This is a genomic window from Allobosea sp. MMO-172 (assembly GCF_037147855.1).
Taxonomy (GTDB): Bacteria; Pseudomonadota; Alphaproteobacteria; order Rhizobiales; family Beijerinckiaceae; genus Allobosea.
This window is the reverse complement of record NZ_JBBCUM010000005.1, coordinates 321,290-347,726: the sequence shown is the minus strand read 5'-3', so window position 1 is coordinate 347,726 and position 26,437 is coordinate 321,290. Positions and strand designations below refer to the sequence as shown.

Genomic DNA, 26,437 nt, shown 5'->3' with positions numbered 1-26,437 from the left:
GCCCGCCCGTCTGAAACCAGAACGGACAGTCTCACCGAAACCGGCTCAAGGGGGTCAAAGTTGGACGCCGATCCCCCGCCTCAAGGGGTCAAACTTGCACGCCGAAACACAGCTTCGCCTTCAGCTCCCCATACAGGACCGCATAAACTGTGCGGACGTTGAAGCCATTCTCGCGCGCCCATTCGGCGATCGAAATGCCTTCGGCCTCGAACCGTCCCTTTATCTCGCTAGCACGATCTGCCACGGTGAGAATCCTTCATGTTTCGATAATGAAACATGGGAACCATATGTTTCAATAATGTGCCGTGTCAATGCGAAAAAGTTTCGATAACGAAGCACTGAAGGCCGTGGGCATCCGCCTGAGCGCCGCGCGAGGCAAGCGCACCCAAGAAGAATTTGCGAAGGCGCTAGGTATTAGCCGAAGCGCACTCGCTAACTATGAGGCAGGCCGGCGAATTCCGAACAGCAACGTCTTTGCGTTGATCGAGAAAGAGACTGGCGTGAGCAAGCGGCAAATTCTTTTCGGAGACCATCTGGACGATCTCGCGAAAACGCATTTTGATATTGAAAACAACATCATCAAGTCGATGAAAGAAAAATCTCCCGGAAGCATTCCTAAATTCATGATATCCGATGACGAGTTAGTTATCGTCCGTGGCCTTCGCGGGCTGAATTCGCACTATAAAATCCTGAATCTGCTGGCCGAAGAGCTAACATCCTCGGTAAAATCTGACTCTCAACCAACACCTGTTCAGCCATACGAAGAGCAGTTCATCCGAGCTATTCAGGACTTCGCCCGCCAGGATTTCTACACTATGGGCGTCGATCCCGACCGAATCGAATGGATGCTGGTGCGAGACCAGGCCCAGCTTGCCGAGCCGCCCAAGAAGGCCAAGCAGAGGGCGAAGGGTCCTTAGTCGGTCGCCAACAGGGTCCTTAGTCGATAACCTCGACAATACTACAAGCGGACAGTGGGTTTAGTTATTCCAGTATTTTCAGAGGCTTAGGAGATAACCGGCGAAGATCGTATATTGGTTTTCTGGGGCTGCTCATTTGGGACCGTTCACCCCGTTATATTTCAACGGGTTAGCCCACAGCTCCGACAAATATCTACGCGGGAGCCGCCGCCAAATATCTTTCTCGCCTCCAACACTCCTCCTGACAGAAACTGACACCGAGAACAAAAAAAGAACTTGCGACTGAGAACAAAGCATGACCATTCTCATGTCAAGACGCATTGAGATGTCCCCCTCGCCCTGCCATAAGGAGCCCGAACCGTGAATCAGGCGAATCTCAAACTCGTGGAAGGCTCCTCGATGGACAAGGCCAAGGCGCTGGATGCGGCGCTCTCCCAGATCGAGCGCGCTTTCGGCAAGGGCTCGATCATGCGGCTCGGCAAGAACCCGCAGGCAATCGAGATCGAGACGATTTCGACCGGTTCGCTCGGCCTCGACATCGCGCTCGGCGTCGGCGGCCTGCCCAAGGGCCGCGTCATCGAGATCTACGGGCCGGAATCCTCGGGCAAGACCACGCTGGCCCTGCACACCATCGCCGAGGCCCAGAAGAAGGGCGGCGTCTGCGCCTTCGTCGATGCCGAGCATGCGCTCGATCCGGTCTATGCCCGCAAGCTCGGCGTCAATCTCGACGACCTCTTGATCTCGCAGCCCGATACCGGCGAGCAGGCACTGGAGATCACCGACACGCTCGTCCGCTCCGGCGCGATCGACGTGCTCGTGGTCGACTCCGTCGCGGCGCTGACACCCCGCGCCGAGATCGAGGGCGAGATGGGCGATGTCCAGCCCGGCCTTCAGGCCCGCCTGATGAGCCAGGCCCTGCGCAAGCTCACGGCCTCGATCTCGCGCTCGAACTGCATGGTCATCTTCATCAACCAGATCCGCATGAAGATCGGCGTGATGTACGGTTCGCCGGAGACCACGACCGGCGGCAACGCGCTCAAGTTCTACGCTTCCGTGCGCCTCGACATCCGCCGCGTCTCGACGCTCAAGGAGCGCGACGAGGCGACCGGCAACCAGGTTCGCGTCAAGGTCGTCAAGAACAAGGTCGCGCCGCCCTTCAAGCAGGTGGAGTTCGACATCATGTTCGGCGAGGGCATCTCGAAGGTCGGCGAATTGATCGATCTCGGCGTCAAGGCCGGCATGGTCGAGAAGGCCGGCGCCTGGTTCTCCTTCGACAGCCAGCGCCTTGGCCAGGGCCGCGAGAACGCCAAGAGCTTCCTCAAGGCCAACCCGGACGTCGCCGCCAAGATCGAGGCCACGATCCGGCAGAATTCCGGCCTCGTCGCCGACCGCATCCTCGACCAGGCCGACCCGACGGCGGACGATCTCGACGAAGGAGAAGCCTGAGACGGCCTCTTCAGTCCGGAACGAATGCGAAGGCGGCCCTCCAGGCCGCCTTTTCGTTTCAGAATAAGGCCTTGCCGGGTGTGCGCTGCATCAAGCTTTCTGGACAGCGGCGAGCGGCCTGACTAGAACCGGACCTTCCTGCCGGGCGCGCCCGGCCTCCTGCCCAAGATCAGAGCGCAAGACAGCGATGAGCGGCGTCAACGATATCCGGTCGACCTTCCTCGACTACTTCCAGTCCCAGGGCCACGAGATCGTGCCGTCGAGCCCGCTCGTGCCGCGCAACGACCCGACGCTGATGTTCGCCAATTCGGGCATGGTGCAGTTCAAGAACGTCTTCACCGGCCAGGAGAAGCGCCCCTATTCGCGCGCCACCACCGCCCAGAAATGCGTGCGCGCCGGCGGCAAGCACAACGACCTCGACAATGTCGGCTACACCGCCCGCCATCACACCTTCTTCGAGATGCTGGGGAACTTCTCCTTCGGCGACTACTTCAAGGAACAGGCGATCAACCACGCCTGGACCCTGGTCACCCGCGAATTCGGCCTGCCCAAGAACAAGCTGACGGTCACCGTCTATTCCGAGGACGACGAGGCGCACGCCCTCTGGAAGAAGATCGCCGGCCTGACCGACGACAAGATCATCCGCATCCCGACCTCGGACAACTTCTGGCGCATGGGCGATACCGGCCCCTGCGGCCCCTGCTCCGAGATCTTCTATGACCATGGCGACCATATCTGGGGCGGCCCGCCCGGCTCCGCCGAGCAGGACGGCGACCGCTTCATCGAGATCTGGAATCTCGTGTTCATGCAGTACGAGGAGGCCGCGGGCGGCATCCGCACCAACCTGCCCCGCCCCTCGATCGATACCGGCATGGGGCTGGAGCGTATCGCGGCCGTGCTCCAGGGCACGCATGACAACTACAATATCGACCTGTTCCGTGCCCTGATCGGCGCCATCGCCGACCTGACCTCGGTCGATCCGGACGGCCCGATGAAGGCGAGCCATCGCGTCATCGCCGACCATCTGCGCTGCTCCGCCTTCCTGATCGCCGACGGCGTGCTGCCCTCGAACGAAGGCCGCGGCTATGTGCTGCGCCGGATCATGCGCCGTGGCATGCGCCATGCGCAACTGCTCGGCGCCAAGGAACCGCTGCTCTACAAGCTCGTGCCGGCGCTCACCCGCGAAATGGGTCGCGCCTATCCCGAATTGCTGCGCGCCGAGGCCCTGATCACCGAGACGCTGAAACTGGAAGAGACCCGCTTCCGCACCACGCTGGCCCGCGGCCTCACCCTGCTCGACGACGCCTCGAAGGACCTGACCGCCGGCCAGAGCCTCAAGGGCGATGTCGCCTTCACGCTCTACGACACCTACGGCTTCCCGCTCGACCTGACGCAGGACGCGCTGCGCGCCCGCGAGATCACCGTCGATACCGAGGGCTTCGACGCCGCCATGCAGCAGCAGAAGGCCAAGGCGCGCGCTGCCTGGTCCGGCTCCGGCGAGGCTGCCACCGAGACGCTCTGGTTCCCGCTGCGCGACAAGGTCGGCGCGACCGAGTTCCTCGGCTACGACACCGAGACCGCCGAGGGCGTGGTCACCGCGCTGATCCGCGACAATGCCGAGGTCCAGTCCCTGAAGGCCGGCGAAAGCGGCTTCATGCTGGTCAACCAGACCCCGTTCTATGGCGAGTCCGGCGGCCAGGTCGGCGATGCCGGTCTGGTCAAGGCGCCGGGCACGGTGGTCGAGGTCTCCGACGTCCAGAAGAAGCTCGGCGATGTCTTCGCCCATAGCGTCACGGTCAAGGAAGGCGAGCTGAAGCTCGGCGCCGCCGTCGAGCTCGTCGTCGACCATGAGCGCCGCACCGCGATCCGCGCCAACCACTCGGCGACGCACCTGCTGCACGAGGCGCTGCGCCTCGTCCTCGGCGACCACGTCGCGCAGAAGGGCTCGCTGGTCTCGGCCGATCGCCTGCGCTTCGACTTCTCGCATCCCAAGCCGATCAGCGCCGAGGAGCTGCGCGAGGTCGAGGAGATCGCCAATGCGATCGTCCTCCAGAACGAGCCGGTCACGACCCGCCTGATGAGCGTCGACGAGGCGATCGCCTCGGGTGCTCGCGCGCTCTTCGGCGAGAAATACGGTGACGAGGTCCGCGTCGTCGCGATGGGCACGAACCCGGCCGGCCGCGCCTATTCGGTCGAGCTCTGCGGCGGCACCCATGCCTCGCGCACCGGCGATATCGGCCTCGTCAGCATCGTCGGCGAAGGCGCCGTCGCGGCCGGCGTGCGCCGCCTCGAGGCGATGACCGGCAATGGCGCCCGCCTGCGCCTCAACGAGGAATCGCGCCTGCTCGACGGTCTCGCGAGCCTGCTCAAGGTCCCCGCTTCCGAGGCCGGCAACCGCCTCGCCGCCCTGATCGAGGAGCGCCGCAAGCTCGACCGCGAGCTGACCGAGGCCCGCAAGAAGCTCGCCATGGGCGGCGGCGGCGCGGCCGAGGACCCGATCCAGGAGATCGCCGGCGCCAAGCTGCTGGCCCGCGCCGTCACCGGCATCGAGATGAAGGACCTGAAGAGCCTCGCCGACGAGGCCAAGGCCCGCGTCGGCTCCGGCGTCGTCGCCATCGTCGGCGTCGCCGATGACGGCAAGGCCGGCGTCGTCGTCGGCGTCACGCCTGATATGACCGAGCGCTTCGATGCGGTCGCTCTGGTGCGTGTCGCCTCCGAGCAGCTCGGCGGCAAGGGCGGCGGCGGTCGCCGCGACATGGCCCAGGCCGGCGGGCCGGACGGCAGCAAGGCGCAGGCCGCGCTGGACGCCGTCGCGGCCGCGATGGGCTGACGGAGAGATGGCCGCCGCCATGCCTCGACGGGGCTGGCGGTGGCAGGTTCACCTGTGGTTCGATCACGGTGCCGGCGACGATCTCGTCGCCACCGTGATCCACCGGGCGCTGGTCGCGCTGATCTGCGCCAACGTGCTGGCGATCGTGCTGGAATCGGTTCCCGCGCTCGCCGCCCGCTTCGGCCCAGCCTTCGACCTGCTGGAGCGCATCTCGCTCGCGGTTTTCACGGTCGAGTACGCCATCCGCATCTGGATCGCGCCCGAGCATGCCCGCTATCGCGGGCTCAGCGCGACGCGGGCCCGCCTCGCCTATCTCCGCTCCTTCCCGGCCATCATCGACCTGCTCGCGATCCTGCCGCTCGGTGCCGCGCTGCTGGGCTTCGGCGAAATCCGCATCCTCCTGCTGCTGCGGCTGCTGCGCTTCTTCAAACTCGGCCGCTATTCGCCCGGCATGGCCTCGCTCGCGGCGGCGCTGGCGGCCGAGCGCAAGGCGCTGGTCGCCTGCTTCGTCATCCTGATGGGCGTGATGCTGGTCGCGGCGAGCGCCATGCATCTCGTCGAGCATGAGGCCCAGCCCGACAAGTTCGGCACCATTCCCGATGCGATGTGGTGGGCGATCATCACCCTGACCACAGTCGGCTATGGCGATGTCTATCCGATCACCGCGGCCGGCAAGGCGGTCGCGGCCGTCACCGCCGTGCTCGGCCTCGTCATGCTCGCCTTGCCCGTTGGTATCGTCGCCACCGCCTTCGCGCAGGAGATCCACCGGCGCGAATTCGTCGTCACCTGGAGCATGATCGCACGCGTGCCGCTCTTCGGCGGGCTCGATGCCAGCGAGATCGCCGCCGTGATGCAGTTCCTGCGCGCCCAGTCGGTCCGCTCGGGCGCCGTCATCATGCATCAGGGCGAGCCCGGCCGGGCGCTCTATTTCATCGCCAGTGGCGAGGTCGAGGTCGCGCTCGCCAACAGCCGCGACCGGCTCGACGAAGGCCATTTTTTCGGCGAACTCCAGCTCGATGATATCGCCATCGCCAGCCATTCGCCCTGCCCGCAAGCGGCGGTGGCGACGGTTCCTTCCAAGCTCCTGGTCCTCGACCCCATCGATTTCCGGGCGCTCACCACGCGCCACCCCCGGCTTGCCGAGCGCATCCGGACGCTGGCGAGAGGATGAACGTGAAACGCCGCCTCCTGATCGCGCTCGCCGCCCTGCTCCTGCCGGCGCTCGCTGTTGCGCAGACGAAACCCGCACAACGCCGGAATGACGCCCTCGCCCTCTCCGCGGCCCGGACCATCGTCGCCGGCGCGCCGCTCAGCGTCTTCCTGAGCAACGCGCCGCAAGGCGCCCGCCTCGCCATCGCCCGCCCGGACGATCCGGCGAGCAAGGCGATCGTCGTCGTCGAGCCGAAGAACGCCGTCCCCACCCTGCCAACGCCGGGCGCCGTCGGTACCTATGAACTGCGCCTGACCGTGGAGAAAGACGGCACGCCCGTGATCCTGCTGCGCGAGCCGCTCGCCACGACGGAGCCGAGCGCGACGCTGGCCGCGCCGGAGCGCGTCGGCCGTGGCCAGGGCCTGCCGGTGCGCGGCATCGGCCCCAATGGCGAGCAGGACCGCGTCATGCTGGTGAAGCCCGACGCCCCGGCCGATGCGGACGGCCCGCGCTTCTTCCCGGCCGAGAATGTCGAGGCGACGCTGGAGGCGCCAGACCAGCCGGGCCTCTATGAACTGCGCTACGTGCTGCATGCGCCGCTGGCGGAGCATCGGATTCTGGCGCGGCGACCGGTCAAGGTGGAATGACCCGCCTCTCGCGGGCCGTTTCGCATAAAACTCCCGCAATCTTCGCCGCTTATACCGGCCTTGCTTTGGGGAGTGCCGAGAGATGAGCAGCGCGAGCGATGCCCGCTTCTGGGATCGGACGTCGAGCCGATATGCGCGCAGCGCCATCGCGGATCTCGCCGGTTATGAACGCACGCTGGAGCGGACGCGCGAGCAGCTGAAACCGCAGGACCGGGTGCTGGAACTCGGCTGCGGCACCGGATCGACGGCACTCAGGCTGGCCGGCGGCGTGCAAAGCTATCTGGCCACCGATATCTCGACCGGCATGATCGCGATTGCCGAGCAGAAACTGGCGGCTGAAGCGATCCCGGGATTGAGCTTCCGCGTCACCACCGCCGAAGCGCTCGGCCCCGACGCTCCTTTCGATGCCGTTCTGGGCTTCAGCTACCTGCATCTGGTGCGTGACCTGCCCGGAACGCTGGAACATATCCGCGGCTTGCTCGCCGAGGGTGGGCTGTTCATCTCGAAGACCCCCTGTATCGGGGATATGAACCCGCTTGTCGGATACGCTGCCCTGCCTGTGATGCGCGCGCTACGGCTGGCGCCCTATGCTGCCGTCTTCAGCGTGGCAGAGCTGAAAGAGCGTGTGTCGGCGGTGGGCTTTCAGATTCTGGCCGTCGAGAACCACGCGAGCAAGGCCAAGCACTGGCGCCCCTATATCGTGGCGCGGAAGGCCTGATCTCCGCAGGCGAGTACAGCGCATGAAAAAGCCCGGCCTTTCGGCCGGGCTTCTCATTCCACGCAACGATGCGCCTGAAATCAGGCGGCCATCGCCTTGCGCATGTTCTCGCTGACCTTCTCGAGGAAGCCGGTGGTCGAGAGCCACTTCTGCTCGGCGCCGACCAGCAGCGCGAGATCCTTGGTCATGTCGCCGGCCTCGACCGTGTCGACCGTGACCTTCTCCAGCAGCGCCGCGAACTTGGCGAGCTCGGCATTATTGTCGAGCTTGGCACGGTGGCTGAGGCCACGGGTCCAGGCGAAGATCGAGGCGATCGAGTTCGTCGAGGTCTCCTTGCCCTTCTGATGCTCGCGATAGTGGCGGGTCACCGTGCCGTGCGCGGCCTCGGCCTCGACGGTCTTGCCATCCGGCGTCATCAGCACCGAGGTCATCAGGCCGAGCGAGCCGAAGCCCTGCGCCACCGTGTCGGACTGCACGTCGCCGTCGTAGTTCTTGCAGGCCCAGACATAGCCGCCGGACCACTTCATCGCCGAGGCGACCATGTCGTCGATCAGGCGGTGCTCGTAGGTGATGCCGAGCTTGTCGAACTCCGCCTTGAACTCGGCCTGGTAGATCTCCTCGAAGATGTCCTTGAAGCGGCCGTCATAGGTCTTGAGGATGGTATTCTTGGTCGAGAGATAGACCGGGTACTTGCGGATCAGGCCGTAGTTCAGCGAAGCGCGGGCGAAGTCGCGGATCGAGTCGTCGAGATTGTACATCGCCATGGCGACGCCGGCCTCGGGGGCCTTGAAGACCTCCTTCTCGATGACCTTGCCGTCCTCGCCGACGAACTTGATCGAGAGCGTGCCCTTACCCGGGAACTTGAAGTCCGTCGCGCGGTACTGGTCGCCGAAAGCATGACGGCCGATGACGATCGGCTGGGTCCAGCCCGGGACGAGGCGCGGCACGTTCTTGCAGATGATCGGCTCGCGGAAGATCACGCCGCCGAGGATGTTGCGGATCGTGCCGTTCGGCGACTTCCACATTTCCTTGAGGTTGAACTCCTTCACGCGGCCCTCGTCCGGCGTGATGGTCGCGCACTTGACGGCAACGCCGTGTTTCTTGGTGGCGTTGGCGGCGTCGATCGTGACCTGATCGTTGGTCGCGTCGCGGTTCTCGACCGAGAGGTCGTAATAGTCGAGCTCGAGATCCAGATACGGGAAGATCAGGGTGTCCTTGATCTTCTGCCAGATGATCCGGGTCATCTCGTCGCCGTCCATGTCGACGACCGGGTTGGCGACCTTGATCTTGCTCATGCGATGACCCCTGTTCTCTCCAGATAGAACGATCCGAAACGGCGGCTTTCGGCCGGCATCCTCGGCTGGGTCGCTTCCTAGCGGGTTACGCGCGGCGGGGGAAGCGCGGCTTTCGGGCAATCTCACGCAACAATCATTATGCTGCACTGCCGCAAAATCGGCACCTTCCCGGCCTAGCCTGACCTGCCGCTCGTCATAGCGACAGGACGAACGACGTGTTCCGTTTCATTTTCGATTGCCGGCCTGGCCTTGCGCCGGCCACGCTCCTTATCGCGGCGACGCTCAGTCCCGCCCTCGCCTCCACGCCGCTTACGGCGGAGGAGACCCCTGTCATGCCGCTGCCGATCCCGCGCGGCGCATTGATCGATCCCGACGCGGACGAGATGCCGGCGCTGGCCGCGAGCGACCCCGACGCGATCGTCTTCGATCCGGGGCTGGCCGCACTCGGCCGCGCCGCCGCCTCTTCCGGCGCGCATCTGCGGGCGCGGGCTCCGATCCCGGTCGACATCATCCGCAAGGGTTTCGCCGCGCGCCAGAACATGATGAGCGCGGCGCAGGACCGCTCGGTCGGCTTCAAGCTCGGGCAGGACATCTTCTCGCTCTCGACGACGCTCTCCGATCCGGACAGCGCCAGCGCGACGCGAAACGCGGAATTGCGCTGGCGCCTCGCCCAGCCCGCCCGCCCTGGCAAAGGCTTCATCTGGGGGCTCGCCACTGGTGGCGGCAGCGCGCTCTACGGCAATCCCGAACAGACTGGCGAAGCGCTGATCGGCTATCGGCAGGAATTGCTCCCCCATCTCACGCTGACCTCGCAGCTCACGATGGGCGGCTATTACGTCTTCGCGCCGGGAGACGGCTTCCACACCGCGATGACGCCGGAGATGAAGCTGTCGGTCGATCTCGCCAAGCTCGCCGACCTGCCCTGGCAGACCTCATTCGACGTCACGCTGGCGCGCAAGGTGCCGCTCGTGGCCAGCGATTTCGAGACGCGCGGCCGGGCCATGCTCTCCTTGAAGTACAAGTGGGACTGACCTGAGCCTGCGCTTCAATTGCAGCCCTCATCCTGAGGAGCCGCGGCACGCGGCGTCTCGAAGGATGTTCCAGATCACTCCAGAGCCTCCTTAAGCATCCTTCGAGACGCCATTTCATCCGAAATGGCTCCTCAGGATGAGGGCTCGCCAATCTTGACGCAGACCGACGCTTCATGGCGGCCTGCATCATCCCGCCTTCCCCCTGGGCGCGGGCCGCTCTAGCCTCGCCCCATGACACACTCGACTTCAACCAAGTTCGCTCTCGTCACCGGCGGCACGCGCGGCATCGGCGCAGGCGCCGCCCTCGCGCTCGCCACGGCCGGCTACGACGTCCTTGCCACCGGCCTGACCGAGGAGGAGGTCGCGGCGGCGCCGGCCCATCCTGCCATCCGCCATGCCCGGCTCGACGTGACCCGCGACGCCGAGGTCGCCGCCATCGTCGCGACCCGCCCGCGCCTCGACGCGCTGGTCAACTGCGCCGGCATGATCCAGCGCGGCGGCAAGGAATTCGAGATCGAGGCCTTCCGCCTGACGATCGAGGTCAATCTCAGCGGCACGATGCGGATGTGCCTCGCCGCCAAGGACAAGCTCGCCGCCAAGGGCGCGGACAAGACGGGCGGCGCCATCGTCAATATCGCCTCGATGCTGACCTTTCACGGCTCCCCCTTCGCGCCGGGCTATGCCGCCTCGAAGGGCGGCATCGGCCAGCTCACCAAGTCGCTCGGCGCCGCCTGGGCGCAGGACGGCATCCGCGTCAACGCGGTCGCGCCCGGCTGGATCGAGACCGAGCTGACCCGGCCGCTGGTCGAGGATGCCGAGCGCTCGGCGCCGATCCTTGCCCGCACCCCGATGGGCCGCTGGGGCAAGCCCGGCGATGTCGGCGGCGCCATCGCCTTCCTGCTGTCGGACGCGGCCCAGTTCGTCACCGGCGCGATCCTGCCGGTCGATGGCGGCTACCTCGCCGTCTAGGAAAGCGATTCCTGCCCAAAGACTTGGGCCGGAAACCTGAATCAGATTCTGCGCACATTGAATCAAAACATCAGCACGGGAGAGACGCCATGAACACGACGAGCCCGATGCCCGTCGCGGCCACGCAGGAGGAGCGCTGGACGCCCTATCGGCATCCCCAGCCGAAGGAATCGCCGCCGGAGCTGATCGTCCCGAATGTCATCCCGACCGACGAGCGCGTCTGGGTTCCGGTCGACGACAATGTCTGGTTCCGCCCCCTGCTCCTCTGCACCTCGCGCGGCTACTGGATGAACCTGCTCAAGGTCCGCCGCGCCGGCGTGCTCTCGCGCCACCGCCACCCGCTGCCGGTCCATGGCTATGTGCTCAAGGGCCAATGGCGCTATCTCGAACATGACTGGGTCGCGACCGAGGGCTCCTATGTCTACGAGGCACCCGGCGAGACGCACACGCTGGTGGTCGATCCCGAAACTGAAGAGATGATCACCATGTTCCAGGTCAATGGCGCGATGATCTATGTCGACCCGGACGGCAAATGCCTGGGCTATGACGACGTCTTCACTCGCATCGACAAATGCCGCGCACATTACGCCCAGAACGGGCTGGGCGCAGATTATGTCGATCAGTTCATTCGCTGACGCAGACCAATCGTCGTCAGCGGGCGATGACGGCCCCGGTCAGAAGCGGATCGCGCGAGAACGGCGCATCCCGGCCGGAAAAAACGGCAGCTGCGGCCTTGTCTGCGGCGATCTGCCAACGCAGCCAGGCGGTCGCATAGGGCAGGAAGGCGCCGATGCCTTTCCGGCAACCGATCGCGAAAGACGGACAATCCGGCTGGCCCTGGATATCATTGTGATCAGCCTCGACGACCGCGGCCTTGGCACGCAGCCTGCCCGCCGGGACCTCGCCGAAATAGGCATCCACCATCTCGGACGATGACAGCGGGTCCTTCTCGCCGGAGAGGAACAGGACCGATTGCTTCTCCCGCAGGCCGCCCGGGATCTGGGCACAATGCTCCCGGTTGCATAGGCGCCGCCCGGGCAGGTCGAAGAGCACGGCCGTTTTGATCGAGGGCTTCGCGACCAGGGCGTTGAACGCTCCGGATGCACCTTGCGAATGCCCGATGGCCGCGATGCGGCCACGGTCCATCAGCAAGGCCTTGTCACTTCGCTCCGCCAAAGCGAGCGCATCCAGCAGCGTCTCGCCAGTTCCCACGCTAGAATCCCGCGTGGCGACCACGACCATCCCCCAGGATGCCAGGTGGCGAAGCAGGAAGGCGTATTTGTCTGGCTTGGCCCAGGTTCCGTTGCCCCAGGTCACAACCGGGAAGGTTTCGCCGGCGCGCCGCGGGCGCGGCAGATAGAGTTCGACGCCATTGCCCTTGCCGTCGCAGCACAGCGGCTGCTGCACAACGGTGATTTCATAAGGGCCTGCCTGTCCGAAACGTTCGGCGCTCCGGCCCTGCGCCAGCGCGAAAGCGCCCAGGAGCGGAAACAGCCATGCCGTCAGCGCGAGCCGGGCCAAGCTGCGACCAATCCAGGCGAGATTCATGGCAGGCACTCCGACCAGCCGGAAAGGCCGGCCAGATCGGGAGATGCAGGGCTGGATTTCAGCCTTTTCTAAGGCGGTGCCTTGCGAGCTCAGCGCTTGAGCTTCGCCAGCTCCACGGCTGCGCGCAGTTCGATATGCGCCAGAACCTCGTCGAGACGCGGATCGTCCGTCGTCTCGCGCCGAAGCGCCAAGGTCGTGCGCAGACGCTCCAACTCCGAGGGCAGCACCCGGCCGGCGAGCAGGGCCGCCTTCAGCCGGTCGAGCCCGTCGAGCAGGTCGTGCCCGCGCCTGGCCTGCCGGCGCTTGCGGTCCTGCGTGTCTTCCTCCGCCTGGACGGCGAGCAAGGTGTCGAGCGGGCCTGCCGCGCTGACGCCGCTGCTGCGAGCAGCAGTCGCGGATTCCTGCGTCGGAAGCGTGAAGGCCGCGCCGCTCGAGCGCCTCGCGGAACTGGCCGGGCCGGCATTCGAGACGGGCGCGCGCTGGTCGATCCTGATCATCGGCGGCCTCGTGAAGGGTTAATGAAGTCTTGTCGGAAGACAGTTAACAGCCGGTAAATTGCCCGGCAGAAACTGCCGCCCCGGCAGGAAGCGCAGGCTCCGCAAGAGCCTCCCGACCATGAGGCCGAACTGCAAAGGACTGACAAACAAGGCTTTTCAAATTCGAGCGGTTTGGCACGGCCCTCGCAAGGGTCGGACGAGTTCAACCACCCTCCGGTGCCAGACGCATGTTCCGCAACCCCGCCCTGAAGACGCTGCTGAAGCCGCTGGCCGCCATGCTGGCCGTGGTCGTCGGCCTGTCGTCGCAGCCGGTGTTCGCGCTCTCGCGCATCAAGGACCTGGCCTCTGTCGAAGGCGTGCGCACGAACCAGCTCCTCGGCTACGGCATCGTCGTCGGCCTCAACGGCACCGGCGACACTCTCAATAACACCCCCTTCACCAAGCAGTCCCTGCAGGCGATGCTGGAGCGCCTCGGCGTCAACACCCGCGGCGCCAACATGCGCACAGCCAACGTCGCCGCCGTGATGGTGACCGCCAACCTGCCGCCCTTCGCCACCCAGGGCACGCGCGTCGACGTCACCGTCTCGGCCATGGGCGACGCCAAGTCGCTGCAGGGCGGCACGCTGCTGGTCACGCCGCTGCTCGGCGCCGATGGCGAGGTCTATGCGGTGTCGCAGGGCCCGGTCGCGATCTCCGGCTTCTCGGCCGAGGGCGAGGCCAGCAAGATCACCCGCGGCGTGCCGACCGTCGGCCGCATCGCCAATGGCGGCGTCGTCGAGCGCGAGATCGACTTCGCGCTGAACAAGCTCTCGACGCTGCGCCTGTCGCTGCGCAATCCCGACCTGACCACCGCGCGCCGCATGGCCGCCGCGATCAACGATTTCGTCGGCGGCGACTCGGCCGAGCCGACCGACCCCTCGACCGTGGTCCTGCAGATTCCGGCCCGTTTCAAGGGCAACATGATCCGCCTGCTCACCGATATCGAGCAGCTGCGCGTCGAGCCCGACCAGCTCGCCCGCATCGTCATCGACGAGCGCTCCGGCATCATCGTCATGGGCAAGGATGTCCGCGTCTCCACGGTCGCCGTGGCGCAGGGCAACCTCACCGTCACGATCAGCGAGCAGCCGCAGGTCTCCCAGCCCGAGCCCTTCGGGCGCGGCCAGACCGTCGTGACGCCCCGGACCAACGTCAAGGTCGATACAGGCGGCGGCAACAAGCTCGCGCTCGTCAAGGAGAGCGTGACGCTGGCCGAGCTCGTCGACGGGCTCAATGCGCTCGGCATCGGCCCGCGTGACCTGATCTCCATTCTCCAGGCCATCAAGTCGGCAGGCGCCCTGCAGGCCGAAATCGAGGTGATGTGATGACTGCTGCCCTCGCGCTTCCCGCCGCGAACCTCGCGCTCGGCGTCGCCGGCAAGGTCGCCAGCGGCATCGCCAATGCGCTCGACCCGGCCAAGGCCAAGGCGAAGAAGCAGGCCGACGAGTTCGAGACCATGTTCCTCGAGCAGATGACCGAGAAGCTCTTCGCCGGCGAAACCGGCGAGGGCCCTCTCGGCGAGAACGGCACCGGCGGCGGCATCTGGCGCTCGCAGCTGACCCAGCAATACGCCCAGCAGATCCAGAAGGCCGGCGGCATCGGCCTGTCCAACCAGATCATGCGCGACCTGATCAACCTGCAGGAGCAGGCCGCGGGCGGAGTCCAGAATGCTGGCCGTTAAGCCGATCCTCGACGAGCGCCCGCGCATCGCCGATGCGCTCAGCGCCCGCGCTCTGGTCGAGGCCGTGCTGGAGGCGCTCGGCGCCCTCTCCCATCTCGTCGGCGAGGAAACCGAGCTCGTTCGTGCCGGCCGCCTGCCGGAGGCGATGACCCGCGAGCCGCGCAAGACCGAGCTGGCCGGCATCTACATGCGCGGCGTCGAGCAGGTGAAACTGAACGCCGTGGCGCTCGCCCGCTTCGTGCCGGATCAGGTCAAGCGGCTCAAGGACGCCCATCTCGCCTTCCAGAGCCTGATCGAGACCAACCAGATCGTGCTGGCGACGGCCCGCGCCGTCTCGGAATCGATCGTGCGGGACCTTGCGGCCGATGCCAACAAGCCGATGCGCGCCAATGGCTACGGCCCGGCCGCGACGGTCGGTGCCGGCGTCTTCGCCCGTCCGAATTCCGGGCCGCTGGTGGTGTCGCGCCGGCTGTGAGGCTTGCGGCAGGCCGCTCCCGCGCCAAGGCAGGAGCGCCAGCCCCTTGGTTTAAAAAGGGTTTACGCCGCCGCTGCGCCAGAAACCCTAAAGATTTACCTAATTTCTTGACGCCGGATTCAATCTTTTCTGCCAATCTGCGCAGTGTCGGGTAGCCACGTCCTGCTCCCGGCACCGGACGATGGCGCCGCGACGGCGCCGTGAACGACTCCAGAAGGAGTGGTCATGGATTTTGGCAACGCCCCCAAGCTCGCGGCCGTGATCGGCCCGCCACCTGTCAGCCGTTCTGACGTGACGGCCCATGCCGGCAGCGTCGCGGTCGATCTCCCCCCCGAAAAGACCGTGCAATCGGCATCGGCCGGCGCCGCCGTCAATGTCGAGGTCCGCGCCGACGCGCGCGACGCCCAGAGCCGCGCCGATGGCGAGCGCCGCGCCCGCGACAACGCCCAGAACAACCGCGAGGCAACGCGCACGACCGACGAGACGGTCGAGCGCAAGCTGATCATCGATCCGCAGACCCGCGCGATCGTGCTGCAGAAGAAGGACCCGCATACCGGCGAGACGATCTCGCAGCTGCCGGACGAGACGCTGCTCAAGCTGCGTGCCTATTCGCGCGAACTCAGCGAACGCGCCCGCGAAGCCAGCGAGACCCAGCAACATCAGGTTGAGCGGACAGCCTGAGCGCCTCCTCCCCTATCCATCGCATTGTATGCCGCCCGCCTCCGCGCGGGCGGTTTTCGTTTGGGGCCTGCGGATACCGAAGGCCCTCATGGAGGATGCAAGCCCTCATCATCGGGGGCTGACTGATAACTCCTGGAGCCCTCATCCTGAGGAGCGATCCAGAGGATCGCGTCTCGAAGGATGCTCTAGGAGGCTCCGGAGACAGCTGGAACATCCTTCGAGATGCGCCTGACGGCGCTCCTCAGGATGAGGGCTACAATTTCTGGGATGAGGGCTGAGAGACGAAGAGACGGAAAGCCGCCCGCCGTTAGTGCCTGCTTAACCATGCCCCGACAAGGCGCCGATCCCGCTCAATTCGCCGGCTGAAATTTACCTGTTGTTACGGGCTGGGGCAGCAGGGTCGCCCCGTCCTGGCCAGAACGGCTTGGACGCCAGAAGGCTCCATACCAGAAGGTAAAAACAAATGGCCGTCTCTATCTCCTCGGGCGTTCGTTCCGCTCTCTCCTCGCTGCAGTCGACCGCCGCCCAGGCCCAAGCTTCCCAGTTCAAGCTCGCGACCGGCAAGAAGGTCAACACCGCGGTCGACAACCCCGTTAACTACTTCACCGCCGCTTCGCTGAACGACCGCTCCAGCCAGCTTTCGGGCCTGCTGGACGGCATCTCGAACGGCATCCAGACCGTCCAGGCTGCTTCCAAGGGCATCGACGGCATCACCAAGCTGGTGAATTCGCTCCAGTCGACGATCAAGCAGGCTCAGTCGGACGCGGCTCAGAACCGCCCGACCAAGGCCGGTACCGCTCTCGCCACCGCGGCGGAGCAGGCCGCGTCCTCGAAGAGCCTGAAGGATATCGCGCTCGACAAGAAGATCGTCGATGACAACGGCACGGACCCGGTGACCGGCGTCAACGGCGCTACCGCGACCTATTCCGGTAACCTTGGCGTCGCCCCGCCGGCCGCCGGCAACGTCCAGACCTATGCTATCTCGGTCGTGTCCGGCTCGAACAGCTTCACCGCGACCGTCGGCCCGAACGCCACTGTCCGCGACGTCGTCAACGCCGTGAACCAGTCGGGTGTTGCAACTGCCTTCGTCGACGAGAAGGGCCAGTTCAACATCAAGGGCATGGGCTCGGAGAAGGTTCAGTTCGGCTTCGGTCTTGGCAGCGGCGCCCAGGCCGGCGCGAACCCGACGCAGGCTGAACTCGACGTCGCCAATGCGGCGGCGGTCACCAATGCCCAGAGCGCGACGCTGAACGCCAACACCACTCTCGGCTTCGCCGTCACCGACAACTCCGCCACGACCTCGATCACCTCGTCCGGCATCACCTCGGCGGTGCGCTCGAACCTGATCGACCAGTACAACGACCTGCGCAGCAAGATCGACGATCTCGCCAAGGACTCGAGCTTCAACGGCGTCAACCTGCTGAAGGGCGACCGTCTCTCGATCCAGTTCAACGAGAAGACCGGCAAGAACCAGACCAAGCTGGACATCCAGGGCTCGGACGTCACCTCCGACAACCTTGGCATCGTCAAGGCTGGCAACACCCAGCTCACCGGCCAGATCAACTTCCAGAACGACGCCGACCTCGACAAGGCCACGCAGGCTCTGACCGGTGCGCTGACCTCGCTGAAGTCGCTGTCCTCGACCTTCGGTGCGAACCTCTCGGTTGCCCAGGCCCGCCAGGACTTCACCAAGGACATGGCCGACGTGCTCAGCTCGGGCGCCTCGAACCTGGTGAACGTCGACGCGAACTCGGAAGCCGCCAACCTGCTCGCGCTGCAGACCCGTCAGCAGCTCTCGCAGACGGCGCTGTCGCTCTCGAACCAGAGCGAGCAGGCGGTCCTGCGTCTGTTCTGATCTTCGGTCCGCAGAAAGCGGATCAGCCCGCAGAACGCGGGGCGAAGTCAAAAGGCGGCGGAGCATCAAGCTCCGCCACTTTTCGTTTTGACGCAGTAACGAGATTGCCGGCGCAATTAACCTTTTATTATCCCTAACAAGTAATGATCCCCCCTGAAATCAGGTTGCATCGCGCCGGAATCGCGCGTTCAGGGGACCGAAGATGGCCAGCACGATCCTTTCCAATGGCGTTCGCAACAACCTGCTGACGCTGCAGCAGACCACCGCCCAGCAGAGCGTCATTCAGAACCGCCTCGCGACCGGCAAGAAGGTCAACTCCGCCATCGACAACCCGGTGAACTACTTCACTGCGCTCTCGCTGAACGACCGCTCCAGCCAGCTCACCGGCCTGCTCGACGGCATCTCGAACGGCATCCAGACCATCCAGGCTGCTTCCAAGGGCATCGACGGCATCACCAAGCTGGTGAACTCGCTCCAGTCGACGATCAAGCAGGCTCAGTCGGACGCGGCCCAGAACCGCCCGACCAAGGCCGGCACGGGCCTCGCCACCGCGGCCGAAGCTGCCCTGACCAGCAAGAGCCTCAAGGACATCGCGCTCGACAAGTCGCTCGTCGATAACAACGCCGGAGCCGCCAACACCGCCACCGCCACGGACTCCGGCAACCTGGGTATCGCTCCGCCCGCCGCCGGCAACGTCCAGACCTACGCCATCTCGGTCGTGTCTGGCTCGAACAGCTTCACCGCGACCGTCGGCCCGAACGCCACCGTCCGCGACGTCGTCAACGCCGTGAACCAGTCGGGTGTTGCAACTGCCTTCGTCGACGAGAAGGGCCAGTTCAACATCAAGGGCATGGGCTCGGAGAAGGTTCAGTTCGGCTTCGGCCTCGGCAGCGGCCCCCAGGCCGGCGCGAACCCGACGCAGGCTGAACTCGATGCCGCCAATAACGCGGCGGTTACCAATGCCCAAAGCGCGACGCTGAACGCCAACACGTCCCTCGGCCTTGCGGTCACCGACAACTCGGCGACGACCTCGATCGTTGGCTCCAACATCACCTCTGCGGTGCGCTCGAACCTGATCGATCAGTTCAACGACCTGCGCAACAAGATCGACGATCTCGCCAAGGACTCGAGCTTCAACGGCATCAACCTGCTCGCCGGCGACCGTCTCTCGATCCAGTTCAACGAGAAGACCGGCAAGAACCAGACCAAGCTCGACATTCAGGGCTCGAACCTGACCTCGGACAATCTCGGCATTCCCCGCGCGGTCAACACGCAGCTGACCGGCTTCATCAACTTCCAGAACGATGCCGACCTCGACAAGGCCACCGCTTCTCTCACCGGCGCTCTGACCTCGCTGAAGTCGCTGGCCTCGACCCTGGGCTCCAACCTCTCGGTCGCCCAGACCCGCCAGGACTTCACCAAGGAACTGGCCAACGTCCTGACAACTGGCGCGGGTAACCTCGTGCTGGCCGATCCGAACGAGGAAGGCGCGAGCCTGCTCGCCCTCAACACCCGCCAGCAGCTCTCGCAGACCGCGCTCTCGCTGGCGAACCAGGCTGACCAGGGCGTGCTCCGGCTCTTCGGCTGACGCGGAAGACGCCGCCCGCCCTCCCCTCCAGCCAGAAGGCAGGACCGACATGGCTCTCAAGGTCGAGCTCAAGCCGCGCGAGCGCATCATCATCGGCCAGGTGGTGATCCGCAACGACGAGCAGCGCACCCGCTTCTTCATCGAGGGCGACGCGCCCATCCTGCGCGAGAAGGACATCCTGACCGCCGCAACCGCCGATACCCCGGCCAAGAAGATCTATCTTGCGATCCAGCTCATGTATCTGGCGCAGGACCCGACGCATGAGCACGAGACCTATTTCCAGCTCGTGCGCGAATTCATCAATGCGGCGCCCAGCGCTCTGCCGCATGTTCACGAGATCAATAACCGCATCTTAAGCGACGACCTCTATAAAGCTCTCAAGGCGGCCAGAAAGCTGATCGTCTATGAAGCGGAACTGATCGAGAATGCAAAACGGGTTTAACGCCTACGCTGCCGCGGCCAAGACTGCCCAATCCGTCGTTTCGCCTCGCGAACTCGAAGCCTCCCTCCTGATCAAGGCCGCCACGCGGCTCCAGGCCGTCGCCGACGACTGGAACCTGCGCGAGCGCGAGCTGGACGAGGCGCTGACCTATAACCGCCGCCTCTGGACCCTGCTGGTCTCCGCCGTCATCGCCGAGGACAATCCGCTCCCGGTCGGCATCAAGACCAACATCGTCAGCCTCGCCAATTTCATATTCAACCAGACCTTCAAGATCTCGGCCGATCCGCAGCCGCAATCCCTGGGCATCCTGGTCAACATCAACCGCGACATCGCCGCCGGCCTGCGCGGGCGCTGAGCCCCCCGCCGAAGCGTCGAGCACCCGACAAACGAAAACGCCGCCCTTCCGGGGCGGCGTTTTCGTTTCAGAGCTACAAAAGATTGGCCCCTCCCAGCCCTCATCCTGAGGAGCAAGCGGAGCTTGCGTCTCGTAGGATGCTTCAGGAGGCTCCCTAACCCTCTGGACCATCCTTCGAGACGCCGCGTTCCGCGGCTCCTCAGGATGAGGGCTCCAGAAGGCTATTCGTCAAAGATAGTTCGTCAGCGACAACTTCGAGAGCATCGAGGTCACCTGATAGCTCGCTTGCAATTGCGTCTGCAGCGAGAGGATCTGCGTCGCGACCTCCTCGGTGGTGACGTTCTCGACCCCGGCCAGAGTCGTGGTCAGGTAGTCCTTGGTGCTCTGGTGGCGCGCCTTGGCGTTCGACAGCGTCGATTGGGCCGAGCCCAACTCGGTGATGATCTCGGCCGGCTTCTGGGTGCTGCCGCCGAAGCCGAGCTTCTCGCTGACCCGCGCCGTCATGGCCTCGTAGCGCGCCTGCGAATTCGTGTCGCCCGCCGGGAAGTTCTCGATCGACATGATCGCGAACTGGGCGAGGCCGACGCGGAAGGCCTCCTCGCTCGCCCGCGCGCCGGTGCCGACAGTCTGGCCCTGGTCGACCTGGACGGTGGACGTATTGCGCGCCGGGTCCGCGCCATCATCGCCGCGATACCAGATCACGGTCGTCGCGGCCGCGCCGGCATTGGTCGGCGGCAGGGTCGCGGTGTCGAAGGGCGGGCCGGGAACCCGCTTGGGCGGATTGTTCAGGCTGCCCGCGAAGAAGTCCTGCGCCGCGACCTGCGAGGAGGCCGCCGAGAGCGTGGTCTTCGCTTCCTTGCCGAGCGCCGCGCCGATCGCGGTGCGCAGATTGGCGGCCGTGGCATTGGCGTCGACGCCGATCTCGAAGCTGTCGCTATCCGAACCCGTGGTGCCGTTGGCGCGCGCCGTCAGCACCACCTCCTCCTGCGTCCCGTCGGGCAGGTTGAGCATGAGCCGCACGGTGTCGCCGGCCGCGGGCTGCGTCGCGACGTTCACGGAAACATCGGCCGGCGGCCCGGGGTTGAAGGTCGTCGCCAGCGCCGCGGAGCTGCCCACGATACCAGCGATCTTGAAACCGTACGGATGGACCGTCGCCTCTTCGGCGACCGTCGCGGTGGTGCCGGCACCGCCCACGGTCAACCGGCCCTGGCCGGAGCCGAGATCGGCCTGCCGGCGCTCGTCGATCAGCTGCTTCAGACCGGCCTTGCCGGCGCCGTCGCCATTGACGATCTCGTTGAAGCCCAGGGTCGGCTGCGTGTCGGAGGTCTTGCCGGAGAACAGGTGACGCCCGTTCACCGCGATGTTCAGCAGGTCGAGCGTCTGCTTGAACTTCTCCTCGGCGAGAACCTGCGGCGAGGAACGGCCGCTTGCGCTCGGCACATAGCTGTTGGAGCGCGTGTCGTTGCGCGTCTCGTTGGTGAGCTTGGTGAAGTTCTCGACCGAGGCTGTCTGGAGCTTGAGGTTCACATTGCTCAATTCGATGCCGCTCAGCCAGGAATCGAGCTGCGCGACCTTGCCGTTGAGATCGAGGCTGATACGCCGGTCGATGCCGAGATCGCCATAGCTGGTGCTGCGTTGCTTGGTGTCGAGCTGGCGCTGCAGGTCGTCGAACTGGGCCCGGGTCGAGACGTACTCGTTCGGCTTAGCGGTACGATAGGCGCCGGTGCCGTAGCTGGTGATGGTCATTCTGGCCTCACACTCTCATCAGCACGTCCATCATCTCCTTCATCGTGGAGATGACGCGGGCGTTGGCGGCATAGGCGGTCTGGAGTTCGATCAGCAGCGACATCTCCTGATCGACATTGACTTGTGCGGTCTGCTGGAAGCGGCTCTGGACCGAGGCGAGCGCGACCTGCTGGCCCTCGTCGAGTCGCTTGGCGGCCTCGACCGCCTGCCCCTGCGAGGAGACCACGCGCTGGACGAAATTCGAGAGCGTCGTGCTCGAGGTCGCGGTGTTGCCGTCGAGCCCGGAGGCGTTGGTGAAGGCGCGCTGGCTCTGCGTCAGCCGCTCCAGCATCAGCTTGGGCCGGGTGGCGTCGCCTTCTGCGGTCGCGGGCGAGGTATTGTAGACCACAAGCAGCTTGCGGTCGTCGATGAGCTTCTGATTGACCGCGATCCGGGCGGCGAAGCCAGTGGTCTGGGAACCGCCGTCATAGGAGCCGGTGAAGGCGTTTCCGGACGAACCGTCGACGAAGAAGGGCAATTCGGCCGCGCCGCCCGCCGAGGCGAGCACCGAGTTCGTCGGCCGCGAGGTCAGTCCGACGACATCACGCGTGCCGGCCGCACCGTCATCGACGATGCGCAGCATGGAGCCCGTGTTCGAAACCGTGAAGCCCGTGCCGACGGCCGCCTGGATCTGTGCCGCCACAGAAGCGGGGCCGCCGGAGAAATCGATGCCGATGACGCGGTTATTGGCATCGCCGCTGGCCGAAGCCGGCAGGGGCAGCGACGCCGCGGAATCGACACGCACGAAGGTGAAGCGCTGGGTCTGCCCGCCGGGCGTGACCTTGTAGTCGAGCGTGACGGAGTTGCCGGACTGCAGGCCGGTGAGATCGACGTCGAAGCCGGTCGCGGCACCGGCTGTCGCCGGCGTGCCGGCGATCTCGCGGTCCGAGAGCGCCTTCGACATCTGCGCGGCGATCTCGTCGAGCTGCGCCTGGGCCTGGACCAGTGTCTTGTCGCGCAATTCGATATTGGCCGCGATCTCGCCGGAGCGGAAGATGCGGTTGGCGATCGCATCCGAGGCATTGCCGGAGGCATCGACGATTTTGATCGTGCCGACGCCGCGCTTGGCCGGGTCGATGTTCCACTGGTCGTCGGGACCTAAGCCCGCATGCTCGTCGAACTTGAAGGTGACGGCTGCCGTTCCGTCGAAGAGCTGCGTCCCCGAGCCGGTCACGATCGAGACCGAACCGCGCGCATCCTCCGTCGTCTTGATGTCGACGTACTGCGACAGCTCGGACAGGATCAGGTCGCGCTGGTCTTTCAGGCCTGCCGTCGCGCTGTCGTTCGGGCTGCCGACGATGCGGGTGTTGACCTTGGCGAGCGCGCCGAGCAGGTCGTTGACCTTGGTGACCGCATTGGCGAGGCCGCTTTCGGCCTGACTGCGCAGCGCCTGCACGCCGTTGGACAGGGTGTTGAGCTGGCGTGCCAGCTGCGTCGCGTTGTCGAGCACCTGCGAGCGCAGGCTGTAGGACGACGGATCGTTCTGGAGCGATTGCAGCGCCCCGGTGAACTTGTTGAAGATCGTGTCCAGCGCAGTGGAGCTGCCCGGCGCACCGTAGAGCTTGTCGAGATTCGACAGCGATTGCGCGCGTGTCGAGGTATAGGCGGCGCCTGAGGCCTCCTGCCAGAGCTGGTGCTGGACGATCTTGTCGAGCAGGCGCTGGACCTGCGTGCTCTGCACGCCGATGGTCAGCCCGCTCAGGCTGTCGGCGGTCGAGACCGTGCGCCGGACATAGCCCGTCGTCCCCGCATTGGCGACGTTCTGCGAGACGACGCCGATGCCGACCTGGGCGGCGTTGAGGCCGCCGATCGCCGTGTTGAGGGAAGTGCTCAGGCCCATCTTCAACTCCTGTTGCGAGAGGCGGCCCTTCTGGGCCGCCGCTTAGGCAGACGCGTCGTTCAGCGGATGATGTTGAACACCGCGCTCAGCATCTCCTGCGCGGTGGTGATGACCTTGGTGTTGGCCGAGTAGGCCTGCTGGGTGACGATCATCTTCGAGAATTCGTCGGCGATGTCGGTATTCGACTGCTCGACGCTGCCGCCCACCATCTGCGAGGTCCCGAGGCCGATGATCGGCGGGCCGGATTCGATCGTTTCCTCGAAGGCGCCGCCATCGAGGCGCTTCAGCGAGTTGTCGGCGTTGAAGCGTGCGACCGAGACCTGGGCGAGCGCGACGACCTGGCCGTTGCTGAAGGTGCCGATCACCTGTCCCTCGGCCGAGACCGTGACGCGGTCGAGCGTGCCGGCGGTGTAGCCGTCCTGGCGGATGCTGCGTGCATCGATCTGGCCGCTGACATCGCCGTTCTGGGTCACGCCGTTGCCGCCGGTCGTGACGTTGATGCCGGTGATGGTGGTGCCATTGATCGTCATAGTCGGCAGCGTGATGTCGCCGGTCGCCGGGCTCACCATCTGGCCGGTGGTGCCGAAGGTGACGTTCTGGGCGGTCTGGACATAGGCGACCTGACCGGCGCCCGTCGCGCTGGTGTCCTGCGCCACGAACAGGCCCCAGGTGCCGGTCGTCGGCGGCACTGCGGCGGGGTTGCCGTTGTCGATCTTGGCCCAGCGCATCTCGACGCTGGTGGCCTTGCCGAGCGCGTCATAGACCGTGACCGAACCGCCGGGGATGGAGCTCGCCAGGAAGCTGCCGATGTTGTTGCCCATCACCGCCGCGTTGCCGGGATAGGGGTTGGAGCCCGCGCCCACCGCCGTGACCGAGGCCGCATTGAGGAACTCGCTGCCGCCTTGCGTCTTCTGCGTCGTCGCCGGCACCGCCGGGATATTGGCGCGGTACTCGATCGAGGTGGTGGCCTTGGCCGGGAACTGCTCCTTGGTGATGCGCAGCACTTCCGGCTGCGTGCCGATCAGCTGGCCGGTCACCTGGTCGATCTTCAGGCCCTTGAGATAGTAGCCGGCGCCGTTGACCAGATAGCCGTTGGCGTCGAAGTCGAAATCGCCGCGGCGGGTGTAGAGGTTCGAATTGGCGAACTGGGTGTTGGCGCCGACGCCGCTCGCGCGCTGGTCGACCACGAAGAAGCCGTCGCCGTTGATCGCGATATTGGTGTCGATGCGGGTCGGGTTGAGATCGCCCTGGATCGAGTTCGTCGCCTGGCTGAAAGCCTGGACCGAACCGGCGACCTGCCGCCGCAGCGCCGCATCCGGCACGAGGTCGGCAAAGGCCGTATCGACGCGCTTGTAGCCGGCCGTCCGCGAATTGGCGATGTTTCCGGAGATGTTCTCAAGCGCATAGGACTGCGCCGTCATTCCCGAAACCGCCGTCGTCAGCGCACTGAAAACACCCATGGAACCCTCACCTCGACCGGCAGCCCCCCAAGGGCGGCCCACAACTCGTGGCAAGGTTCTGCACGGCGCGTGCCATGCCGGGCTTCACGCGATTTCAAGGAGTTGGATCGTTTACGAAAGGTTTAGCGGCAGTCCGAGCCGGGCAGATTCGCCCTTTGCCGGCAGATTCTGCCGGGTTCAGGCCTCGCCATCCCTGCCGCTTCGCCAGCCGCCGAGATCGCCTGCGACATCGGACAATGTCGGCGGCTGCACCTCGACGAAGGGCAGCGGCCGGCAGACGGCGAGCGCGGCAAGGCCGATCCGCGCCGTCAGCATCCCGTTGATCACGCCCTCGCCGAGCTTGGCCGAAAGCCGGGCGGCGAGCCCCTGCCCCACCACCTGCTGGATCACGGCATCGCCGGCCGCAATGCCGCCGGTCAGGACGAGATGGTTCATCACCTGCCGCGCCAGCCGGAGCAGGCCGAGCGTGCCGGGCCGCCCGGCATAGATGCCGGCAATCGAACGCAACAATCGCGCGCAGGCGACCAGCACGAAGACGACATCGACCAGCGCGCGCGGACTGACCGCCGTCACCAGCGAGACGCGCCGCGCCGCCTGCGCGATCTGGGCGGTGGCCAGTGCATCGAGCGGCGCGAGCAGGCTGCGTTCCGCCACCGTCAGCATGTCGCGCGCCGCGAAGAGCTGCGGCAAGGCCTCCTGCAGGGCGGCGCGGCCCTGTGCCGTCTGCGCCCGCCCCTTGTAGAGCGAGACGAGTTCGCCCGCGATCGCCCGGCCTTCATCGGGCGTCCCGCCGACCAGCGCCGCGACGGCACGCTCGCGCAAAGCCTCGACCTTGCGCTCGCGCAGGATGTCGCGCAGCACCCGCGCCAGCATGACCAGCAGCGCCAGCGCCGCGACGGCCGCACAGACCAGCGCGGCATAGCCTAGCGCCGGGTTCTGGCTCATCAGCGAGCGGATGGTGTTCTCGACCCAGACGCCGGCCGCCAGCGCGAGGAAGCCGGACAGCCCCGCCACGAACAGCGAGCCCCACGAGAAACCACGCTTGGGCTTCACCGGCGCGACAGGGGTCTCGGCATCGATCGGCTCGCTCTCCGGCAGGATGGCGAGATCGCCCTGGCGAAGCGGGGCCTCGCCGACCGGTTCGCCCGATGGCTGCCCATCGAGACGGATCGCACGCGGTGCCTTGCTCAT

Annotated in this window: 25 protein-coding genes; 17 read left to right on the top strand and 8 right to left on the bottom strand. The window is 65.8% G+C overall.

From position 1 onward, the window contains the following. Nucleotides 1-88 precede the first annotated feature (88 nt). Nucleotides 89-244 (bottom strand): helix-turn-helix domain-containing protein, encoded by a 156-nt coding sequence (locus WFK61_RS10750; RefSeq protein WP_336811518.1) that lies wholly within the window; start codon nucleotides 242-244, stop codon nucleotides 89-91. 103 nt (nucleotides 245-347) lie between these two features. Between WFK61_RS10750 and WFK61_RS10745 the strand changes: the two genes are divergently transcribed. The 6 genes from WFK61_RS10745 to WFK61_RS10720 all read left to right on the top strand — a co-directional run bounded on the left by WFK61_RS10745 (nucleotide 348) and on the right by WFK61_RS10720 (nucleotide 7,708). Then, nucleotides 348-917, top strand: coding sequence for a helix-turn-helix transcriptional regulator (locus WFK61_RS10745; RefSeq protein ID WP_336811517.1), 570 nt, complete (start codon nucleotides 348-350; stop codon nucleotides 915-917). 360 nt (nucleotides 918-1,277) lie between these two features. Continuing rightward, complete coding sequence (gene recA / locus WFK61_RS10740) at nucleotides 1,278-2,363, top strand: recombinase RecA (protein ID WP_293807530.1); 1,086 nt, start codon at nucleotides 1,278-1,280, stop codon at nucleotides 2,361-2,363. 187 nt (nucleotides 2,364-2,550) lie between these two features. Then, nucleotides 2,551-5,193: an alanine--tRNA ligase gene (gene alaS / locus WFK61_RS10735; RefSeq protein ID WP_336811516.1), complete on the top strand. Its 2,643-nt coding sequence runs from the start codon at nucleotides 2,551-2,553 to the stop codon at nucleotides 5,191-5,193. Between the two features lie 19 nt (nucleotides 5,194-5,212). Beyond that, on the top strand, nucleotides 5,213-6,364 hold the full coding sequence (locus WFK61_RS10730) for a cyclic nucleotide-gated ion channel (RefSeq protein WP_336811515.1): 1,152 nt from the start codon (nucleotides 5,213-5,215) through the stop codon (nucleotides 6,362-6,364). A 2-nt stretch (nucleotides 6,365-6,366) separates the two neighbouring features. Continuing rightward, a complete protein-coding gene (locus WFK61_RS10725; RefSeq protein ID WP_336811513.1) occupies nucleotides 6,367-6,990 on the top strand; it encodes a hypothetical protein in 624 nt (207 codons plus the stop codon). Nucleotides 6,991-7,072: 82 nt separating this feature from the next. Next, nucleotides 7,073-7,708 carry a class I SAM-dependent methyltransferase gene (locus WFK61_RS10720; protein WP_336811512.1) on the top strand — a complete coding sequence of 212 codons (636 nt, stop codon included), beginning with the start codon at nucleotides 7,073-7,075 and terminating at the stop codon, nucleotides 7,706-7,708. An 80-nt stretch (nucleotides 7,709-7,788) separates the two neighbouring features. Here the strand turns inward: WFK61_RS10720 and WFK61_RS10715 are convergent, their stop codons facing one another. After that, a complete protein-coding gene (locus WFK61_RS10715; protein ID WP_306222657.1) occupies nucleotides 7,789-9,003 on the bottom strand; it encodes an NADP-dependent isocitrate dehydrogenase in 1,215 nt (404 codons plus the stop codon). A gap of 332 nt (nucleotides 9,004-9,335) precedes the next feature. Here WFK61_RS10715 and WFK61_RS10710 point away from each other — a divergent pair, with 332 nt between their 5' ends. From WFK61_RS10710 to WFK61_RS10700, 3 genes are all read left to right on the top strand, one after another. After that, nucleotides 9,336-10,034 (top strand): hypothetical protein, encoded by a 699-nt coding sequence (locus WFK61_RS10710; protein ID WP_336811511.1) that lies wholly within the window; start codon nucleotides 9,336-9,338, stop codon nucleotides 10,032-10,034. 231 nt (nucleotides 10,035-10,265) lie between these two features. After that, a complete protein-coding gene (locus WFK61_RS10705) occupies nucleotides 10,266-11,003 on the top strand; it encodes an SDR family NAD(P)-dependent oxidoreductase (RefSeq protein ID WP_336811510.1) in 738 nt (245 codons plus the stop codon). 89 nt (nucleotides 11,004-11,092) lie between these two features. After that, a complete protein-coding gene (locus WFK61_RS10700) occupies nucleotides 11,093-11,638 on the top strand; it encodes a 2,4'-dihydroxyacetophenone dioxygenase family protein (protein ID WP_336811508.1) in 546 nt (181 codons plus the stop codon). Nucleotides 11,639-11,654: 16 nt separating this feature from the next. On the opposite strand, the gene WFK61_RS10695 is transcribed toward WFK61_RS10700, so the two are convergent. Both WFK61_RS10695 and WFK61_RS10690 read right to left on the bottom strand, forming a co-directional pair. Further along, nucleotides 11,655-12,551, bottom strand: coding sequence for an alpha/beta hydrolase (locus WFK61_RS10695; protein ID WP_336811507.1), 897 nt, complete (start codon nucleotides 12,549-12,551; stop codon nucleotides 11,655-11,657). Nucleotides 12,552-12,640: 89 nt separating this feature from the next. Next, nucleotides 12,641-13,048: a flagellar assembly protein FliX gene (locus WFK61_RS10690; protein WP_336811506.1), complete on the bottom strand. Its 408-nt coding sequence runs from the start codon at nucleotides 13,046-13,048 to the stop codon at nucleotides 12,641-12,643. Nucleotides 13,049-13,275: 227 nt separating this feature from the next. On the opposite strand from WFK61_RS10690, the gene WFK61_RS10685 reads away from it, so the two are divergent. The 8 genes from WFK61_RS10685 (at nucleotide 13,276) to flaF (ending at nucleotide 20,161) form a co-directional block, all read left to right on the top strand. After that, complete coding sequence (locus tag WFK61_RS10685; RefSeq protein ID WP_442896286.1) at nucleotides 13,276-14,409, top strand: flagellar basal body P-ring protein FlgI; 1,134 nt, start codon at nucleotides 13,276-13,278, stop codon at nucleotides 14,407-14,409. After that, on the top strand, nucleotides 14,409-14,765 hold the full coding sequence (locus tag WFK61_RS10680) for a rod-binding protein (RefSeq protein ID WP_336811505.1): 357 nt from the start codon (nucleotides 14,409-14,411) through the stop codon (nucleotides 14,763-14,765). The genes WFK61_RS10685 and WFK61_RS10680 overlap by 1 nt, the downstream gene beginning before the upstream one ends. Then, the gene (locus WFK61_RS10675; RefSeq protein WP_336811504.1) at nucleotides 14,752-15,240 is read left to right on the top strand and encodes a hypothetical protein; all 489 of its coding nucleotides are present in this window, start codon (nucleotides 14,752-14,754) and stop codon (nucleotides 15,238-15,240) included. Before WFK61_RS10680 ends, WFK61_RS10675 begins: the two co-directional genes overlap by 14 nt. Nucleotides 15,241-15,465: 225 nt before the next feature. Further along, on the top strand, nucleotides 15,466-15,921 hold the full coding sequence (locus tag WFK61_RS10670) for a hypothetical protein (protein WP_336811503.1): 456 nt from the start codon (nucleotides 15,466-15,468) through the stop codon (nucleotides 15,919-15,921). A gap of 463 nt (nucleotides 15,922-16,384) precedes the next feature. Continuing rightward, on the top strand, nucleotides 16,385-17,776 hold the full coding sequence (locus WFK61_RS10665) for a flagellin N-terminal helical domain-containing protein (RefSeq protein WP_336811502.1): 1,392 nt from the start codon (nucleotides 16,385-16,387) through the stop codon (nucleotides 17,774-17,776). A gap of 202 nt (nucleotides 17,777-17,978) precedes the next feature. Beyond that, nucleotides 17,979-19,364: a flagellin N-terminal helical domain-containing protein gene (locus WFK61_RS10660; RefSeq protein ID WP_336811501.1), complete on the top strand. Its 1,386-nt coding sequence runs from the start codon at nucleotides 17,979-17,981 to the stop codon at nucleotides 19,362-19,364. Between the two features lie 49 nt (nucleotides 19,365-19,413). Further along, the gene (gene flbT / locus WFK61_RS10655; RefSeq protein WP_336811500.1) at nucleotides 19,414-19,806 is read left to right on the top strand and encodes a flagellar biosynthesis repressor FlbT; all 393 of its coding nucleotides are present in this window, start codon (nucleotides 19,414-19,416) and stop codon (nucleotides 19,804-19,806) included. After that, nucleotides 19,790-20,161: a flagellar biosynthesis regulator FlaF gene (flaF, locus tag WFK61_RS10650; protein ID WP_336811499.1), complete on the top strand. Its 372-nt coding sequence runs from the start codon at nucleotides 19,790-19,792 to the stop codon at nucleotides 20,159-20,161. The genes flbT and flaF overlap by 17 nt, the downstream gene beginning before the upstream one ends. 228 nt (nucleotides 20,162-20,389) lie before the next feature. Here flaF and WFK61_RS10645 read toward each other — a convergent pair whose 3' ends face one another. The 4 genes from WFK61_RS10645 to WFK61_RS10630 all read right to left on the bottom strand — a co-directional run bounded on the left by WFK61_RS10645 (nucleotide 20,390) and on the right by WFK61_RS10630 (nucleotide 26,437). Continuing rightward, a complete protein-coding gene (locus WFK61_RS10645) occupies nucleotides 20,390-21,907 on the bottom strand; it encodes a flagellin (protein WP_336811498.1) in 1,518 nt (505 codons plus the stop codon). Between the two features lie 7 nt (nucleotides 21,908-21,914). After that, the gene (flgK, locus tag WFK61_RS10640) at nucleotides 21,915-23,786 is read right to left on the bottom strand and encodes a flagellar hook-associated protein FlgK (RefSeq protein WP_336811497.1); all 1,872 of its coding nucleotides are present in this window, start codon (nucleotides 23,784-23,786) and stop codon (nucleotides 21,915-21,917) included. A 59-nt stretch (nucleotides 23,787-23,845) separates the two neighbouring features. Further along, a complete protein-coding gene (locus WFK61_RS10635; RefSeq protein WP_336811496.1) occupies nucleotides 23,846-25,246 on the bottom strand; it encodes a flagellar hook protein FlgE in 1,401 nt (466 codons plus the stop codon). A gap of 177 nt (nucleotides 25,247-25,423) precedes the next feature. Then, on the bottom strand, nucleotides 25,424-26,437 hold the full coding sequence (locus WFK61_RS10630) for a YcjF family protein (RefSeq protein WP_336811495.1): 1,014 nt from the start codon (nucleotides 26,435-26,437) through the stop codon (nucleotides 25,424-25,426).

What these genes read in the sequence shown, in the direction of transcription:
- alaS (WP_336811516.1), top strand. Translation starts at nt 2,551, where the DNA reads ATGAGCGGCGTCAACGATATCCGGTCGACCTTCCTCGACTACTTCCAG.
- WFK61_RS10730 (WP_336811515.1), top strand. Translation starts at nt 5,213, where the DNA reads ATGCCTCGACGGGGCTGGCGGTGGCAGGTTCACCTGTGGTTCGATCAC.
- WFK61_RS10720 (WP_336811512.1), top strand. Translation starts at nt 7,073, where the DNA reads ATGAGCAGCGCGAGCGATGCCCGCTTCTGGGATCGGACGTCGAGCCGA.
- WFK61_RS10715 (WP_306222657.1), bottom strand. Translation starts at nt 9,003, where the DNA reads ATGAGCAAGATCAAGGTCGCCAACCCGGTCGTCGACATGGACGGCGAC.
- WFK61_RS10710 (WP_336811511.1), top strand. Translation starts at nt 9,336, where the DNA reads ATGCCGCTGCCGATCCCGCGCGGCGCATTGATCGATCCCGACGCGGAC.
- WFK61_RS10705 (WP_336811510.1), top strand. Translation starts at nt 10,266, where the DNA reads ATGACACACTCGACTTCAACCAAGTTCGCTCTCGTCACCGGCGGCACG.
- WFK61_RS10700 (WP_336811508.1), top strand. Translation starts at nt 11,093, where the DNA reads ATGAACACGACGAGCCCGATGCCCGTCGCGGCCACGCAGGAGGAGCGC.
- WFK61_RS10695 (WP_336811507.1), bottom strand. Translation starts at nt 12,551, where the DNA reads ATGAATCTCGCCTGGATTGGTCGCAGCTTGGCCCGGCTCGCGCTGACG.
- WFK61_RS10690 (WP_336811506.1), bottom strand. Translation starts at nt 13,048, where the DNA reads ATGATCAGGATCGACCAGCGCGCGCCCGTCTCGAATGCCGGCCCGGCC.
- WFK61_RS10685 (WP_442896286.1), top strand. Translation starts at nt 13,276, where the DNA reads ATGTTCCGCAACCCCGCCCTGAAGACGCTGCTGAAGCCGCTGGCCGCC.
- WFK61_RS10680 (WP_336811505.1), top strand. Translation starts at nt 14,409, where the DNA reads ATGACTGCTGCCCTCGCGCTTCCCGCCGCGAACCTCGCGCTCGGCGTC.
- WFK61_RS10675 (WP_336811504.1), top strand. Translation starts at nt 14,752, where the DNA reads ATGCTGGCCGTTAAGCCGATCCTCGACGAGCGCCCGCGCATCGCCGAT.
- WFK61_RS10670 (WP_336811503.1), top strand. Translation starts at nt 15,466, where the DNA reads ATGGATTTTGGCAACGCCCCCAAGCTCGCGGCCGTGATCGGCCCGCCA.
- WFK61_RS10665 (WP_336811502.1), top strand. Translation starts at nt 16,385, where the DNA reads ATGGCCGTCTCTATCTCCTCGGGCGTTCGTTCCGCTCTCTCCTCGCTG.
- WFK61_RS10660 (WP_336811501.1), top strand. Translation starts at nt 17,979, where the DNA reads ATGGCCAGCACGATCCTTTCCAATGGCGTTCGCAACAACCTGCTGACG.
- flbT (WP_336811500.1), top strand. Translation starts at nt 19,414, where the DNA reads ATGGCTCTCAAGGTCGAGCTCAAGCCGCGCGAGCGCATCATCATCGGC.
- flaF (WP_336811499.1), top strand. Translation starts at nt 19,790, where the DNA reads ATGCAAAACGGGTTTAACGCCTACGCTGCCGCGGCCAAGACTGCCCAA.
- WFK61_RS10645 (WP_336811498.1), bottom strand. Translation starts at nt 21,907, where the DNA reads ATGACCATCACCAGCTACGGCACCGGCGCCTATCGTACCGCTAAGCCG.
- flgK (WP_336811497.1), bottom strand. Translation starts at nt 23,786, where the DNA reads ATGGGCCTGAGCACTTCCCTCAACACGGCGATCGGCGGCCTCAACGCC.
- WFK61_RS10635 (WP_336811496.1), bottom strand. Translation starts at nt 25,246, where the DNA reads ATGGGTGTTTTCAGTGCGCTGACGACGGCGGTTTCGGGAATGACGGCG.
- WFK61_RS10630 (WP_336811495.1), bottom strand. Translation starts at nt 26,437, where the DNA reads ATGAGCAAGGCACCGCGTGCGATCCGTCTCGATGGGCAGCCATCGGGC.